We start from the raw sequence: 15,810 nt of genomic DNA, 5'->3' as shown, positions 1-15,810 counted from the left end.
ATTTTAACACAGAGACGGTGCGCAACGAAGGCAATCGACGTCATAGTCTACAGTGTATCGACCCCAACCGGAGTGTTAGAATTGTCGAGGCATCACCTTCCGGGTCGCATGCGGAAGTATCGGTGTTCCATGGGAGCTTGCCGGTCCGAGCCGAGCAACCCGGTCTCCCCGAGGGTCCCTGCCACAGCAAGGCCGCTTGCCCATGACGGTTAAGGAACCACCGGTTACGCACGGCGACTTCACCGAACTCGCGACGGACTATGCTCTCTATCGTCCGGGCTATGACGCGAACGTGCGCGCGGCGCTGATCGGTCTCCTGGGGGCACCGCCAACCGGCCTCGATGCGGTCGACGTCGGTGCCGGCACCGGCATTTGGACGCGGATGCTGGCCGCGGCCGGTTTTCGATCGATCATTGCGGTGGAACCCAATGCCGCCATGCGTGCCGCCGGCACTGCCAGTTCGGCTGGAACGGCGGCGGCACGGTCGATTGCATGGCGCGAGGGCAGCGGTGAAGCCACGGGCCTGGCAGACGCCAGCGCCGATCTCCTGACCATGGCCTCGTCGTTCCATTGGGTGGATTTTGCCCGCGGGACCGCCGAATTCCGTCGTGTATTGAGGACCGGCGGTTGGTGCTGCGCGTTGTGGAACCCTCGGCAAATCGAGGAGTCGCCGCTGCTGACGGAAATCGAGGCGGAGTTGGGCCGGCTTGGGCCGGAGATAGAGCGGATCTCCTCCGGCCGCTCTGGAGTTACCGAACAGCTCGGCGATCGGCTCAGAACGGAGGGCGGATTCAGCACGGTGGTCTATCTCGAAGGGCGGCATGTCGAGATCCGCTCCCGCGAGGCCTATATCGGCGTTTGGCGTTCGGTGAACGATATCCGCGTGCAGCTTGGTCCGGAACGATTTGCTCGATTTCTTGCTTGGCTCGACGAACGACTTGCGAACGTGCCGGAAATCGCTACGCCGTATCTCACCCGCGCGTGGGCAGCAAGGAACGGAACGGGCTGAAAATCGGCGCGGGCGGTAACGACGGCGGGAGGTCGACAGCTTTCGATGCGGATCATCCGGCCGATGACGCCGCCGGGATTGCGATCGCGTCGCGCCTGCCAGCAGGTCCGGTCGCGGCTTCCTTGAACTCTTTTCATATTGAGCTGGATACCGCGCCCCAGGCACTACCAGTTGAGATCCTTCTCGTAGCCGAGCTCTATCAGCGACTCTCCGATCAGCTCCTTGGCATGATCCTTGAGCTTCGGCGAGAAGTGGTTTTTCCAGTCGCCGACGATGCCCTTGCGCAGGCCAGTTACGCCCAAGGTTGCGGACCGGTGATAGGTGTCCCCCGTTCCTTCGGTGTAGACGCCGCCGGACTGTGCGGCAAACCCCCCGAGCGAGATCATGTGGTCGAGTCCCTCGTCGGGAATGTCATGGAACGCCACGTCGTCGAGCCCAAGCCAGGCGATCATGCGGCGATACAGAGGGCGGGGATCGAGCCGTGCCTCCTCGTAGCTCACGGCCAAAATATGCGGGTGCCGCCGCAGCGCGGCAAAATCGCGAGCGACACTCGCCAACGGCGGCACCTGGTATACTGAATCCCCCGCCGCAGTTCGGCTGGCCAAACCGTCGATCAGCGTCAGCAGCCCGTCTTCCTTCGCAAGCTTGGCCAACGTCTCGAAGCGATCGCGATGGATGCGGTCGCAGAGCCAGTGGTAGAGCGAGACGATGTAGTCCCTGGGATCGCGGTAGAGCGCCACCACCTTGCAGCCCGCCAGTTGGGCCAGCATGTCGGTCGACACATGGTCGTGGACTTCGCTCCAGCAATCCAGGTCCAATAGATCGAAGGAGCGGCGACAGGCGTCGTCCAACGCGCATCTGAGCTTTGGATAGTCGCCGAAGCCCAGGGCGGGGGCTTCGATCGAAGCGAGGAACCGCCGATTCGTATTGGGTGCGACCGCCGCAACAAAACGCTTCTCAAGCCAGAACATCAGCCCGCGAACGACCGGGCGCAGCCGGTTGCTGCCACAACCGGGATAGAGGCTAAAGACGATGGGAGAATCATCTCCAAGCGGTGCGGTGGCGACTGGAGGGAGCATGCCGGGCGCATGCCCGGGACCGGCAAAGGGAAGTATGACGATGGGCCGTCCCGGGAAGCGGTCATAGACCGTGCGCAGCGCCGCCAGATAAGTCGCCGGCGGTGCCAGGACCACGACGAAACGAATGGCGCCGGAAAGCAGGCCGGGATCGACAATCTCCCAGCGACAATGCTGCTGCAGGTAGCTGGAGTTGCAATCGACGTAGATGCAGCGCTCGGCGCCGAGCGCCGTTCGGTAGACGCCGCTGGCGCCGCCAAGGTCCAAGAGACACACCAACTGTGTCCGCGCATAGGCCTGAACGAATTCGGCAAGCTGCCGCACGACGGCGCTCGACGGCTCGGGTTCCCTCGGCAGCGCGAGCGCGATGATTCGATGTTGACGTTTCATACCCGCGCGATTGTCTCCATGACACGGGAGATTGGATCTACAAAGAATGAGAATGATGGGCGAGGCGCGACTATGCAACAACCAGCCTCAAGAAACGGACGATAGCGGTCCGCTCCCGACGGAATCATCCGGCACGTCGGCTTACTGGATTCCTCCCATGTCGGCCGACCCGACATGTATGGTCGCCATCTTCCGATTTATTCAGCAGCCGGATTCCTGGAGCGGTCGGATCCAGCGCATCGGACGGGGCCGCCGCTCGTAGAGCGCCCGATCCGCCTCTTCATTGCCTCGAAGCACCCCAGCCCATGGCGAGATCGAGGATCCCGCCGAGCAGGGTCAGATGCCCCGATTCGACGAAGCCATATTCCTTCGAGGGCAGATAGACGTTGACCTCGCCCATGCGGCGCAATGGGTTGTCCGCACCGAATCCGCTCAAGGTGAGCACTTTGCAGCCCGCCGCAGCGGCCGCCCGAACGCCGTTCAAGATGTTGGGCGAGCGCCCCGAGGCGCTGATCGCCACCAGGAGATCGCCGGCGCGGGCATGGAACTCCACCTGCTTGGCAAAGACGTGCTCATAGCCGTAGTCGTTGCCGAGGCAGGTGAGGAACGCTCCGTCATTGAAGGCAAGAGAGCGCATGCCGCCATTCTTGGAGAAGTCGTTCGCCATGTGGCTGGCGATCGCCGCCGAGCCGCCATTGCCGATGAACATGAGTTTGTTGCCGGCGGCATGGGCGGCGCGCGCGGTGGCGATGGTCCAGTCCGTTGCCGCCCCCATGGAAATGGGACTGCCGTCAGCGGCGGTCGCTTCCGCCTCGGCCAAGACCCCGGTCAAGACCGCCAGGTAACGGCGCAACCGATCGGCGGTGCCGGGGTCGCCCGGGGCCGGCGGCTTCTTGGCCGGCTTCATTGCAGGAGCGCCTTCACCGACTTCAAGACCGAGGCCTTGTCGACCGAGGAGCGGTGGCCGACGATGCCGACCTTGAGCGCGCCCACCACGTTGCCGATGAAGCCGATGACCTTCATGTTGCCGCCGGCCTTGACCAAAGGCGAAGTGATGGCGAGGAAGGCATCGCCGGCGCCGACGGTGTCGACCACCGTGCGCGTCATCGCCGGAATGCGGTTCATCCCTTCCTTGCGCGCATAGGTGTAGCAGCCAAGCCCGCCATGGGTCAGGATCAGGCGCTGGCAATCGATCAGGGCCGGCAGCCGCTTGGTGGCAATCTCCTCGATTTCGGCGAACTTGTCGCCGGTCGCCAATCGCGCCTCCGGCGCGTCGATGCAGAGATAGTCGGCGCGCGGATATTTGGTGATGAGGTTGAAGCCCATATTGGCGCTGTTCGATTGCGCGTTGATGGCAAGGAAGGGCGCCGTCTCGGTGAGGAGCTTGACCGTGGACGGACCGATAAAGCCGTGGCCGAAATCGGTGACGATCACCAGGTCATAGCCGGCGATACTTTCCTTGAGCATGCTCTGCAGCTCTTGCTCCCGCTCGCGGTCGAGCGGCGTGTCCTCCATCGTGTAGACCTCGAACAGCTTGCGCATATAGGCCGGATCCACGAACCGGCACTTGCGCGTGGTGGGCGCTCCAGGCCGCTCGATGAGGCGCAGGTTGACGTTCTCGTTGCGGGCCCGGAACAGCAGCTCCTCCTGGCTATCCTCGCTGCCGACACAGGTGATGACGTCAACCTCTGCGCAGAAGTTGGAAACGTGGTTGGCGGCAGCGATGACGCCGCCGGCAAAGAGCTCGCGATCCTTGAACAGGGTCGCGATCATGTTTTCCTTGGCCGCCTTGCCCATCGGCGCCACGTATTGATACTCATCAACGATGGCGTCGCCGACCATGAGCACGCGATAGTCGCGCACGCCGTCGACAAGCTCCTGGATCTGCTCGAAGCTGACCTCGCTGCGCAGCCGCTCGAGATATTCCCTCAACGCCGGATCGAGGATATTGAGGTAGCGGTTGATGAGCTTGGTCGAGCTTGAGGTCACCTCGTCGGTCAGCACCAGCCGGCCGCCATGGGCCTCCACCGCCTGCCGCTCCTCGGTGATCTTGCCGGTCAAGTCGGCGGCGGGTTCGGCATAGTCCGAGCCTTTGGCATAGAAGTCGGGCTTGATGCGGGTGATCACCTCGATCGCATCGGTCGAGTTGCTGACGCAGACCCAGTCCACATATTCGAGGGCGGCCAGCACCTCGGCCCGGAGATAATCGGCGAACGCCGGTCGTCCGGGCCCCTTGTTGACGAAGGCGTCGGCGGTGACCGAGACGATCAGGAGGTCGCCGTGCCGGCGGGCGGCCTCGAGATGGCGCACATGGCCCAAATGCACGAGATCGAAGACGCCGTGGGCAAGGACGACCTTCTGGCCGGCGGCTCTTGCGTCCTGGGTGATCCGAGCCAGATCGTCGACGGTGCGGATCTTCGAGCGCGCCGGCCGGGTGCGCTCGGCCTGGTCCACTCGCCGCCTCCCCGGCGGCGGGGTGCGCCGCTCATTGGCTTGGGAGTTAGCGGCCATGCCCGGTGCCTGCCCCGGGGGCGCCCAGATATTTGAACCAATCCGTGGTCGCCTCGGCGATCTTGTCCTTCGACCACACCGGCGCCTCGCGCCAATGCTCGATCACCTCCAGCATGCGCTGGACCCCCTCCTCGAAGGAGACCTCCACGCGCCAGCCCAAATCGCGCTCGATGCGCCGCGTGTCCGCATGGGTGCAATCCGGCTCGCCCGGTCGTTTGGGAAGATGCTCCACCCCGCTCGCCCCCAACAGCTCGACCAGCCGGTTGACGCTCTGCGGCCGGCCCGTACCCACATTATACACCTCTCCGGAGCGATCCGATTCGCCCGCCATGAGAAAAGCGCGGGCGACGTCGGTGACGAAGGTGAAATCCCGCGTCTGCTCGCCGTCGCCGACCACGGTCATGGGTTTGCCGGCCAGCTTCTGGGCGAGAAAGACGCCGAAGACGGCGCCATAGGTGCCCGAGGTGCGGGCCCTGGGCCCATAGACGTTGAAGAGCCGCAACGACAGCGCCGGCAACCCGTAGACCGAAGCCCAGTGCAGGACCAGCCGTTCGCCCAGGTACTTGGTCAAGGCATAGGGATAGCGCGTATCGATCTGAGCCGTTTCGGGCGTGGGAAATACCTCGGCAAGGCCATAGCAGGAGGACGAGGCGGTATAGACGAAGCGCCTCACACCGGCGGCCCGGGAGGCCTCCAGGGCAGCGAAGGTGCCATCGACATTGGCCCGGAAATACGCCTCCGGGCGTTGGATCGAGGGCACGATATCGGCCAGGGCCGCGAGGTGAAATACCCGCTCGGTTCCGGCTGCGGCCTTGCGCATGGCCTCCATATCGGCCACATCCGCCTCGATGACCGTGAGCGCCGGATTGCCTTGGTGCTGACCCAGATTCGCTGGCCGGCCGGTGGCGAAGTTATCGACGACCCGTACGCGCCGGCCGCGACGCAACAGGGCGTCGACCACATGGCTGCCGATAAATCCGGCCCCGCCGGTAACAAGGTCGGTCCCGCGGCCGCCGGCCGCTGCTTGTCCCATAGTCAGACGTTTAATCGATACCCCCTTGAAGCGCAACGAAGACGAGGCGTGGTAAACTGTTGCCATGACCGATGATGGCGAGCCCGCCGCCGGAGACATTGCGCGGATCGCCCAGCGACTGCTCGGGGGGCCCGTCGACGCCGTCGAACGGATTGCCGGCGGCGGCAATAACCGCCTCTATCTGGTGTCCGCAGGCTCCACCCGCTTTGCCCTGAAGCACTACGCGACCCGGGACGGTGATGCCCGGGACCGCCTGGGCAACGAGTTCAACGCCCTCAGGCTGGTCGCCCCGAAGCTTCCCGGCAGCGTGCCCCAGCCGGTCGCGGCCGACCCTGACTCGGGCTGGGCGGCCTATGAATGGATCGAGGGCTGGCGGCTCTTGACGGGTTCGCCCGCAGACCTCGACGCCATGCTGGACTTTGTCGCCCGCCTCCTGCCCCTACGCTCGGATCCCCTGGCGCAGGAACTGCCGTCGGCTTCCGAGGCTTGTCTGTCGCTCGCCGAGCTGATCCGGCAGAACCATCGACGTCTCGCCCGGCTTCGCGAATCTCCGGATCCCAGCCTCCGGCAGTTCCTCGCGGGCGAGCTCGAGCCCCTGCTGGAAGCCTTCGCCGCGCGCGCCCTCCGCTCCTATGCAGCTGCCGGGATCGATCCCGATGCCGAGCTGGCACCCGAGCGGCGCGTTCTCTCTCCCTCGGATTTCGGCTTCCACAACATGCTGCTCCGGCCCGATGGCAGCCGGGTATTCCTCGATTTCGAGTATTTCGGTTGGGATGATCCAGCGAAGCTCGCTGCCGACGTCACCTGGCATCCGGCGATGTGTTTACCGCCCGAGGAAAGCAGGCGATTCAACGACCGTATGGCGGCGCTGCTCGCCGAGGACAGCGAGTTTCCTCGACGCCTGGCGCAGTTCCTGCCTCTCATCGGCATACGCTGGTGCCTCATCGTGTTGAACGAGTTCCTGCCGGAGCGCTGGATCCGTCGCCGTCATGCCGGCGGTGACGGCGACTGGGAGGCGGCCAAGGCCCGTCAGCTGGCCAAGGCCCGCGTTCTTTACACGGCGATCGTAGCGGGCTATCACCCAAGCCAATGAGTTCAGCGTCCTCGATTGCCGGTGCTCCGCGACAGAGTCCCCTCGACGAGAGATCGCGGCAGCTGCGCCGGCTCATCATCGACGCGCTCTACGGCGGGGGCCGCGGCCATGTCGGCGCGGCGCTATCGCTCGTCGAGATCCTTCGTGTTCTTTACGACGATGTCCTTCGCGTGCGCCCGCACGAGCCGCGCTGGCCGGATCGCGACCGCTGCCTCTTGAGCAAGGGCCATGGCTGCCTCGCTCTCTATGCGCTGCTCGCCGACAAAGGATTCTTTCCGATCGCGGAGCTGTCGAAGCAATGCAAGGCTGGAGCCTTGCTGGGCGGCCATCCCGAGGTGAAGACTCCGGGCGTCGAAGCCTCGACGGGGGCATTGGGACATGGCCTCGGCATCGGCGTCGGATTGGCTCTTGCCGCCCGCATGCAGCGCCGGCCGAGCCGGGTAATCGTGGTCATGGGCGACGGCGAGACCGATGAAGGCTCGGTGTGGGAAGCGGCGTTGGCTGCCGCCAAGCACAAGCTGACGCATCTCACCGCCGTGATCGACTACAACAAAATGCAGTCCTACGGCCGGGTCGCCGACGTGTTGGGGCTCGAGCCGATCGCCGACAAATGGCGCGCCTTCGGCTTCGCAGTGGCCGAGGCCGATGGCCACGATGTCGCCCAGCTCCGGAAGACCTTCGCTAGGCTGCCGCTCGCCAACGATCGCCCCAGCGCCGTCATTTGCCATACGGTCAAGGGTCGAGGCATCCCCGAATGCGAGCACAATGCCGCTTGGCATCACAAGTCGAGGCTGTCGCCGGAGCAGGCCGAAGCCTTGCGCCAAGCGCTCGAGAGCGGGCCGGCATAATGCGCGAGACCAGCATGCGCATGGTGCACGAGCTGGCCAAGCGTGACCCGCGCGTGGTGTTCATCGGCTCCGATCTCGGTGTCGGCACTCTGGACGCCATGCGCAAGGAGATGCCCGACCGCTTCTTCATGGAAGGCGTCTCCGAGGCGGCGATCATCGGCATGGCCGCCGGCCTCGCCATGGACGGCTACATCCCCTATGTGTGCACCATCGCCACCTTCCTCACGCGGCGCTGCTATGAGCAGGTGGCCGTCGATCTCTGCCTCCACAATCTGCCGGTGCGCCTGATCGCCAATGGCGGCGGCCTCGTATATGCGCCGCTGGGGCCGACGCACATGGCGATCGAGGACATTGCGATCATGCGGGCGCTGCCGAACATGACGGTGGTGGCGCCGGCCGATGCGGAAGAGATGCGCCGCTTCATGGTGACCACCCTCGATTGGCCGGGCCCGATCTACATTCGCCTCGCCAAGGGCGGCGACAAGGTGGTGACCAAGCCGGAGCACGGCTTTGCCATCGGCCGCGCGATCGAGCTGAAGCGCGCAGGCCAAGCCGCGGCCTTGTGCACGGGTGTTATGGCCGACCGTGCGCTCGCGGCCGCGGAGCTGCTGGCGCCTGATGGCATCGATCTCGGGGTCCTGCATCTGCCGACCGTCAAGCCGCTCGACGAGGCTGCGGTGCTCGACGCCGCGCGCCAAGCCGGTCTCGTAGTCACCATCGAGGAGCACAGCCGCATCGGCGGGCTCGGCGCCGCCGTGGTCGAACTCTTCGCCGACGAGGCCGTCTCGGTCCCGACCTTGCGCCTGGCACTTCCCGATGAGTTCCCGGACGACTATGGCAGCCAGGAGCATTTGCTCGAGCGCGCCGGACTCCACCCGCAGGAGATCGCGCGCCGGATCCGCGATGCGATCGCGGCCCGCCACTGAGCGCAACGGCGCGCCGAACCGGGCGCCCTAAGGCGATGGCTGACGCGCGCGCGCCTGCAGACGCACTCACCGCGAAGATCGATTGCATCCTCGGCCCGTCGCCATGGGAAGGCATCGCCCGCGGGCTTCTGGGCCGCGCAAGCCCGCCCTTCGATGACGGCAGCATCATTCGCCAACTTGGCCGGGCCGCCGTGATGGGCACGCCTTTGGACCGGGCCGTCAAGTCGATCGAAGAGGTGCGGCTGGCGCTGGCGGGGGCTTTTGGCGCCGAGGCCCCTCCCGGCTTCCCCAACAACGCCCGCGAGTTCGTGCGCTTCGCCGTCCACGTCGGCAGGTATTTGGAGTCGCTGGGCGACGATCCCGCGCCGACAGCCTTTGCACCCGTGGCACCGGCCCTTCGACGTATTGCCTCGCATCTGCAAGAAAACGGCTCGGTGCTCGTCCTCGTTCTCTATCTCGTCCGATCGCTCCTGCACACGCCCGATGACGCGAGCGAGCTCAGAAAGCTCGCCCTCGCGGTTCGCGGCCTTTATCAGGAGGTCGCCTCGCTGCCCGGCGCGCTGGTGCTGTTCCGCGCCTTCGTGTCGATCGGGCGGCGGGCGAGTGTCCTCGATCCCGGGGAGGTCGACATTCACTACGAGCTGGGCGTCGCGCTTAACGACATGGGTCGCTTCGACGAGGCGTTCCTTGCCTATTCAGCCGCGCTGGATGCTCAGGAAAAGCGCCGCCCGACTGCGCCAGACACCTATCAGAATATCGAGATCCTCCTCAACGGCCTCCTCTTGGGCGTCGGGCATATCGCCTATCTCGACTATTACATCAAGCTGCAGAAGCTGGGGTGGCGCCCCGAGCGCAAGCTGGTCGTGCTCGTCTACAGCGATCGCCCATTCAATCGGGAATTCCTCGACTATTGGCGTCGCTACGTGACGCTGGTGGAGGAACCGCAGCAGATCGCCGCGCTGCAGCCCTACGCGAACATTCTCGATGTGAAGATCAACGCCGTCATCGAAGCCAAGGGCAAACGGGCGTGGTGCCATCACATCATGGCGGATGCGCAGAAGGCCTGGGAGGAGGAAGGACGGCCGCCGCTCATCGCCCTCAAGCCGAGCGACTACATCCGCGGCTGGGATGCGCTGGAGCGCGTGGGTCTAAAGCGCGGCGACTGGTTCGTCTGCGTGCATGTGCGCGAGGGCGGCTTCAAAGACGAGAAGCTCCGCTACTCCGCCAATGCCGATATCGGGACATTTCTGCCGGCAATGCGGCACATTGTCGAACGCGGCGGCTGGGTGCTGCGCATGGGCGATCCGTCCATGAGCATGCTCCCGAAGATGGATGGGGTCATCGACTACGCCAACTCGGAGCTGCGCAGCGAGTGGATGGACATATTCTGCTGCGCCCAATGCCGCTTCTACCTCGGCACCTCCTCCGGCCTCATCCACGTCCCATTCGCCTTTCACATCCCCTCAATCGCAACCAATTGGACGCCGATTTCCGCCAGACCCTATGGCGGCCGCGACCTGTTCATTCCCAAGCTTTATCGCTCGAGCCGCAATGAGCGCCTGCTCGGCTTCGCCGAGGCTTGGCAACCGCCGCTCGGCCAGTGCTACAACGCCAACGTCTTCGCCGCGCAGGGCGTGGAGCTGGTGGACAACACCGAGGATGAGATCTTCGGCGTCGTCACCGAGATGATGCAACGCCTGGATGGGTCGTTCCAGGCAACCGGCGAGGATCAGGAGCTTCAGCGTCGGTTCGACGCCATCGCCGTCAGCCACGCCAGCCGCTACGGGAGCTACGGGCTCAACAGCCGCATCGGCCGCGATTTCCTGCGAGGCCACAGCGACCTACTCTGATCTTCCGGCATACGGATCCGCTCATCCGACAGTCGAGACGCCTCGCTAGTCGATGATCGTCCATAGGTTCTCGTAGTCCGCGCCGAGAAAATGCCGCAGCGCCCCTTGGCGTCCGGGATCACCCAAGAGCTCGAGCGTCAGCAAGGTCGGCAGAAATGCATCGAGCTCGGCCGGCGAGCGCAGCGAAAACGACTCCCGCGAGAAGTGGGTCTCATAGCCATGCTCGAGAATGTCGAGCAGGAATTCGTAGTTGAAGTCGGGGCCGTAATTGAATTGCTTCAGGCGGAAGAAGACGAAGCCGTCAATTTCAGGACGTTCGCCCAGCTTGGATTTCAGAACCGCGTGCGTCGCCAAGGTCTCGAAGCGCTCGCCCGTATAGAACATGATCTTGCCGCCCGCCCGGCGCGCCATCTCGACATTGATCGTGTGCTGGAGCGGCTGCGTCACCAGGCTCATCACGCCGGTGTCCAGCACGGAGAAGAACTTCTTCATCCCCGGCCGATCGTGCCGTAGGCGCTGGAGAGCACCTGGTGCTTCTTGCAATCCATGGCGATCCGGGTCAGCGGCGACAGCTCCAGGATACGAAAATGCTCGGGCATCGCCTTGGTGCCGAACGGCGAGAACAGGTTCTTGTAGCGAATATTGAGGGACCACCGCGTCTCGGCTTCGCTGTTGGCCGGCACCGCGTGGATCAGCCCGGTCCAGAAGAACAGCGCGGCGCCGAACGGCACGGCCGGGTTCTCGCCGTGGGACCACACATAGTCCTCGAGGGCTCTCTGCGACTTGACGTCCGCCAACTGCAGGTCGACCCCGCGCTGGGTCTCGGCGATATCCAGAACCCGCATTCCCTTCGTCCCGTAGCAGTCGACCAGCGGCAGCCAGACAACCACCTCGAAGGCGGAATTCGGCGGGGCATCGCGGTGAATCGGCGTGCCGTCGCTATTGCCGGGTTGCTGGATGACCAGATTGGTCGCCTTCTGCACCAGCACGTCCGGTCCGACCAATCCAATGAGCATGGTGCGAAAGGCTTGCCAAATGTCCTCGCCCACCTTCGTGCCGGTGGACAGGCTTTGGATGAGGTTGACGCGGAATTCGTTCATCTCCACGTCCCGGAGGCCGTGCTCGTGGAAACGATTGAGGAAGCCTTCGGCGTCCTTGGCCGTCACGCCGAGGCGTGCCGAGGCCTGCGCCACGACGAGGTCGCGAATATGCCGCAGCGGCGCTAAATCTTCCGCCAAAACAACGGCATATCCCTTGCGACGCATCGATTCGAGCCCCTCTGCCGCACCGACAGGCGGTGCAGCCGAGGCCTCGTCCCGCTCGACGACGGTCATGGCGTGTGCCGGGTCATGCCGGAAAGCTCTGCAATATCTCTGCCACTCTGGCAACGTTCCCAATGGGCTGCGCCGGTCCACAGGGCAGGATGAAGCCCTCGCGGTGGAAGCGTGCCGAGTTCGCGAAGCGCCGGTCGCTGCGGAAATGCGGGGCGGTGTCGAGGCACGGCAGGAATCGGCGGGTCTGCACACCCTTCTCGGCAAGATAGGTCATCAACCGCTCGCGTACGGGCGAGGCCACCTCGACCCAAAGCGGCACCTCGCCATGCTCGACATCCACCGGCACCATGCGCACGAAACCGTAGCGCTGCAGCACCGACTCGTAGGCGCGGTAGATCGCAAGCGATCGCTCCACCTTCTGGGTACGGCTCGCCAGCTGCCCTAGGCCGACCGCAGCTTGCAAGTCAGTGAATTTGAAATTGAGCCCGGGCACCAGGTATTCATGGGTTTGCAGATCTTCCACGCCATGGTTGCGCGCGAGTCTGAGGCGTTTGGCGAGGTCCGCGCGGTTGGTCACCACCGCACCGCCCTGACCGGTCGACACGAGCTTGGTCATGCCGAATGAGTAGCACCCGGCATCGCCGATGGTGCCGAGATGCCGTCCCATGGAATCGCGGCTGAACAACGCCTGCGCGGCGTCCTCGACGACCGCGATGCCCCTCGGCCGGGCCACGGCCAGCAATCGGTCCATATCGACCGCCCGTCCGTTCAGGTGCACCGGCATGATGACCTTGGTGCGAGGGGTCACCAGGCGGTCCAGCGCTTCGGTGTCGAGATTGGGGCTGTCCAGGAGGCAGTCCGCCAGCACCACCTCCGCACCGAGCCAGTAGGCGGCATGCGCGGTCGCGATGAAGGTGCGGGCAGGCACGATGACTTCGTCGCCGCGGCCGACGCCGATCGCCATCAGGGAGAGCAGGAGCGCGCTGGTGCCGCTGGTGGTGCAAACCGCATGGGCGACGCCCAGCTCCAGCGCCAGCGCCGACTCGAACTCAAGGGTGAGCGCGCCCGCGCTGATCCGCTCGCCGCGCACGGCCGCTAGCAGCCGCGCGACCTCCTCCTCGCCGACCTCTGTTCGCCACCACGGGATGTCGCGCAGCGGCGTTATAAAGCCCGTCGAATCAGCCACTTGTCGTTCCAGGAAACCACACTCGGCAGATTGAACTAACCTATCACGCGACGGCTCTCCATGCTAGCTTCGCCGGCGTTCTAGGCTCCGGGATCAAGGGGTTAGCTCACGGATGCGGCCGCTCTTCGCGACTCGAGTGGATTGCCGTTTGTGCCGTTCCAGGCGCTTGGAGACCGTGGTGCCGCTCAGCGCCATCCCGGCCGCCACGCCGACCTTCGCTGTGCCCGGTGCCGACCAGAACCACCCCGCCTTCACCGAAGCGATACCCCTCGGGCTCGATCTTTGCCGCGACTGCGGCATGCTGCAGGTCAGCGTCATCGTCAGCCCTGAGCTCACCTATCGCAACTACGTTTATCGTACATCCGGCTCGCTCGGCCTGGCCGAGCACTTCGCCCGCTATGCCGGGGAGGTGCGGGAATCGGTCAAACCGGCGACTGGGGCGCTCGTTGTCGAGATCGGTTCGAATGACGGCACGCTCCTGCGCTGCTTTGCCGAAGCGGGCCACCTCGTGCTTGGCATCGATCCGGCCGAGGAGATCGCCCGGAGCGCCACGGCAAGCGGGGTCGAGACCTGGCCGCGCTTCTTTAACGGCGCGCTCGGCCGCGAGGTCCGGGCGAAATACGGTCCTGCCCAGATCATTATCGCCAACAACGTATTCGCCAACATCGATGACCTCAGCGATCTCGTCAGCGGCCTGAAGGAGCTGCTGGCTTCCGACGGCGTCTTTGTGATGGAGACCCAATACGGCGCCGATGTGATCACGAAGACGCTGCTGGACACCGTCTATCACGAGCACCTCTCCTATTTCATGGTGCGGCCGCTGCAGCGTTTCTTCGCTGCGTCAGGGCTCGAGCTCATCGACGTCCAAAACATCTGGACCAAGGGCGGTTCGATCCGCCTCGGCGTCCAGCATGCCGGCGGCCCTCGGCGCGTGGCATCGTCGGTTGCGAGGTTGGTCGCCGATGAAATCCGCCTAGGCATGGACCAGCCGGCCTTCTACCGACCGCTGGTCGAGCACGTGGCCTCGCTCAGGGCGAGACTGGGCGAGCTGGTCGAGGCAGAGCGCCAACGTGGACGCGGCATCGCCGGATACGGCGTCTCCGTCGGCACGACGACGCTCATCGCGCAGTTCGATCTTGCGGCAAAGATCGATTTCCTTATGGACGACGATCCGCGGCGGGGGGATCACCTCATCGGGCCGGGATACCGGCTGCCGATCCGCCGGCCGAGCGAGCTCGATCTTGAGAAGACGGGCGCGGTCGTGATCTTCGCCTGGCGCTATGCAGACCCGATCATGGCCAAGCATTCGCGCTATCTCGCCGGCGGCGGCAAGTTCATCGTGCCGCTGCCCGATGTCGCGGTGCATGGCGGGTAGCCCCTCACCTTCTCTGCGATGACGGAAACACCTCAGGATTCCAGTGAGCTGCTGACCGAGGTCGACGGCATCCTCGGGCCCCCGCCCTGGCCAGGGATCGTCCGTGGCATGATGGCGGTCGGCGAGCCGCCTTTCGAGAATGGCGAGGCGCTTCGGGAACTCGGTCGGTCGGTCGAGGCGGACAGCCCCTTAGATCGTGCCATCGGGCGGATCGAGGGCGTGCAGGCGGCTCTCAGAGCTGCGGCCCGCGGCGCGATGCCGCCGCTGCTCGCCTCGGGCCTGCGCGAATTCATACACGGGACGATCAAGTTCGACGCCAAAGGCGACGGCCAAGCCTGGACCGGCGACCTCGATTCACCGATCGAACCGCGTATCGGTGCAGCACTTGCGCGTGTCGCAGCCCATCTCAAGAGCGAGGGCGGCGCGGTCATCGTCATTCCCTACCTCGTGCGCACATTGATCGACGCGCCGGCCGATGCCCGCGCCTTGGAACAGCTCGCGCGCGTGCTCCGCGGCCTGCACTACCAGTTCGAGAGCGCCTACGGCGCATTGGGGTTCCTGCACGGTTTTCTGCAAGTGGGCCTGCGGGCGCTCGCGATCGCCCGCCACGACGTCGACCTGCTTTTCCAGATCGGCGTGTCCTTGGGCGATGTCGGCCGCTTCGAGGATGCGCACCGGATCTATTCGGCCATGGTGGATGCCCAGGAGCGGCGTAGGCAGGCGATGGGCGCTGACAATTCCGACTTCGAGATCGTGCTGACCGGCCTGCTTTTCAGCATCGGGCATGTCGGCTTTCTCGACTACTTCATCAAGCTGCACAAATTGGGCTGGCGCCGCGAGCGCAAGCTCCTGGTGCTGGCCGAGAGCGACCGTCCGTTCAACCGGGAGTTCCTGAGCTACTGGCGGCGCTATCTGACGCTGGTGGAAGATCCGCAGAAGATCCAGGAACTCTCCGGGCACGCCGAGGTGCTCGATCCGAAGATCGTGACCATGGTCGAAGCCAATGGCAGGCGGGTGTGGTGCCAGCATCTGATGGCCGAGGTGCAGAAGGCCTGGGACGAGCAAGCGCGCCCGCCGCTCATCGCCCTCAAGCCCCGAGACTACCTCCGCGGCTGGGAGATGCTGGCGCGGGCCGGCCTGAAGCAGGGCGACTGGTTCGTCTGCCTGCACGTGCGCGAGAGCGGCTTCAAGGGCGAGCCGGTCAAATATGCCGCCAACGCCGAGGTCACCAGCTATTTC

At 65.0% G+C, this 15,810-nt stretch carries 14 protein-coding genes; 7 read left to right on the top strand and 7 right to left on the bottom strand.

The features are described from left to right. The first annotated feature begins 202 nt into the window (after positions 1 to 202). Positions 203 to 1,009 carry a class I SAM-dependent methyltransferase gene (locus tag HY058_07745; GenBank protein ID MBI3497181.1) on the top strand — a complete coding sequence of 269 codons (807 nt, stop codon included), beginning with the start codon at positions 203 to 205 and terminating at the stop codon, positions 1,007 to 1,009. 164 nt (positions 1,010 to 1,173) lie between these two features. Here the strand turns inward: HY058_07745 and HY058_07740 are convergent, their stop codons facing one another. The 4 genes from HY058_07740 to HY058_07725 all read right to left on the bottom strand — a co-directional run bounded on the left by HY058_07740 (position 1,174) and on the right by HY058_07725 (position 6,019). Further along, entirely contained in the window at positions 1,174 to 2,553 is a 1,380-nt protein-coding gene (locus tag HY058_07740; GenBank protein ID MBI3497180.1) for a sulfotransferase domain-containing protein, read from the bottom strand. A gap of 202 nt (positions 2,554 to 2,755) precedes the next feature. Next, complete coding sequence (locus HY058_07735; GenBank protein MBI3497179.1) at positions 2,756 to 3,382, bottom strand: SIS domain-containing protein; 627 nt, start codon at positions 3,380 to 3,382, stop codon at positions 2,756 to 2,758. Then, the gene (locus tag HY058_07730; GenBank protein ID MBI3497178.1) at positions 3,379 to 4,986 is read right to left on the bottom strand and encodes an adenylyltransferase/cytidyltransferase family protein; all 1,608 of its coding nucleotides are present in this window, start codon (positions 4,984 to 4,986) and stop codon (positions 3,379 to 3,381) included. Before HY058_07730 ends, HY058_07735 begins: the two co-directional genes overlap by 4 nt. After that, positions 4,976 to 6,019, bottom strand: coding sequence for an SDR family oxidoreductase (locus HY058_07725; GenBank protein MBI3497177.1), 1,044 nt, complete (start codon positions 6,017 to 6,019; stop codon positions 4,976 to 4,978). The genes HY058_07730 and HY058_07725 overlap by 11 nt, the downstream gene beginning before the upstream one ends. 64 nt (positions 6,020 to 6,083) lie before the next feature. On the opposite strand from HY058_07725, the gene HY058_07720 reads away from it, so the two are divergent. The 4 genes from HY058_07720 to HY058_07705 are packed head-to-tail and all read left to right on the top strand — an operon-like array spanning position 6,084 to position 10,736. After that, a complete protein-coding gene (locus tag HY058_07720) occupies positions 6,084 to 7,112 on the top strand; it encodes a phosphotransferase (GenBank protein ID MBI3497176.1) in 1,029 nt (342 codons plus the stop codon). Then, complete coding sequence (locus HY058_07715; protein ID MBI3497175.1) at positions 7,109 to 7,960, top strand: transketolase; 852 nt, start codon at positions 7,109 to 7,111, stop codon at positions 7,958 to 7,960. Before HY058_07720 ends, HY058_07715 begins: the two co-directional genes overlap by 4 nt. Next, complete coding sequence (locus tag HY058_07710) at positions 7,960 to 8,886, top strand: transketolase (GenBank protein MBI3497174.1); 927 nt, start codon at positions 7,960 to 7,962, stop codon at positions 8,884 to 8,886. The genes HY058_07715 and HY058_07710 overlap by 1 nt, the downstream gene beginning before the upstream one ends. 35 nt (positions 8,887 to 8,921) lie before the next feature. Next, positions 8,922 to 10,736: a TIGR04372 family glycosyltransferase gene (locus HY058_07705; GenBank protein MBI3497173.1), complete on the top strand. Its 1,815-nt coding sequence runs from the start codon at positions 8,922 to 8,924 to the stop codon at positions 10,734 to 10,736. Between the two features lie 45 nt (positions 10,737 to 10,781). On the opposite strand, the gene HY058_07700 is transcribed toward HY058_07705, so the two are convergent. Genes HY058_07700 through HY058_07690 form a run of 3 tightly spaced genes read right to left on the bottom strand, consistent with a single transcriptional unit; the run spans position 10,782 to position 13,196 of the window. Next, a complete protein-coding gene (locus HY058_07700) occupies positions 10,782 to 11,228 on the bottom strand; it encodes a hypothetical protein (protein ID MBI3497172.1) in 447 nt (148 codons plus the stop codon). Beyond that, positions 11,225 to 12,070 (bottom strand): hypothetical protein, encoded by an 846-nt coding sequence (locus HY058_07695; protein ID MBI3497171.1) that lies wholly within the window; start codon positions 12,068 to 12,070, stop codon positions 11,225 to 11,227. Before HY058_07695 ends, HY058_07700 begins: the two co-directional genes overlap by 4 nt. A gap of 13 nt (positions 12,071 to 12,083) precedes the next feature. Further along, the gene (locus tag HY058_07690) at positions 12,084 to 13,196 is read right to left on the bottom strand and encodes a DegT/DnrJ/EryC1/StrS family aminotransferase (GenBank protein MBI3497170.1); all 1,113 of its coding nucleotides are present in this window, start codon (positions 13,194 to 13,196) and stop codon (positions 12,084 to 12,086) included. A gap of 112 nt (positions 13,197 to 13,308) precedes the next feature. Here HY058_07690 and HY058_07685 point away from each other — a divergent pair, with 112 nt between their 5' ends. After that, positions 13,309 to 14,571 carry a methyltransferase domain-containing protein gene (locus tag HY058_07685; protein ID MBI3497169.1) on the top strand — a complete coding sequence of 421 codons (1,263 nt, stop codon included), beginning with the start codon at positions 13,309 to 13,311 and terminating at the stop codon, positions 14,569 to 14,571. 108 nt (positions 14,572 to 14,679) lie between these two features. Next, the coding region (locus tag HY058_07680; protein MBI3497168.1) for a hypothetical protein at positions 14,680 to 15,810 on the top strand (1,131 nt) is incomplete at its 3' end.

This window comes from Pseudomonadota bacterium (assembly GCA_016195085.1).
GTDB lineage: Bacteria > Pseudomonadota > Alphaproteobacteria > SHVZ01 > SHVZ01 > JACQAG01.
This window is presented reverse-complemented; position numbering and strand designations above follow the sequence as displayed.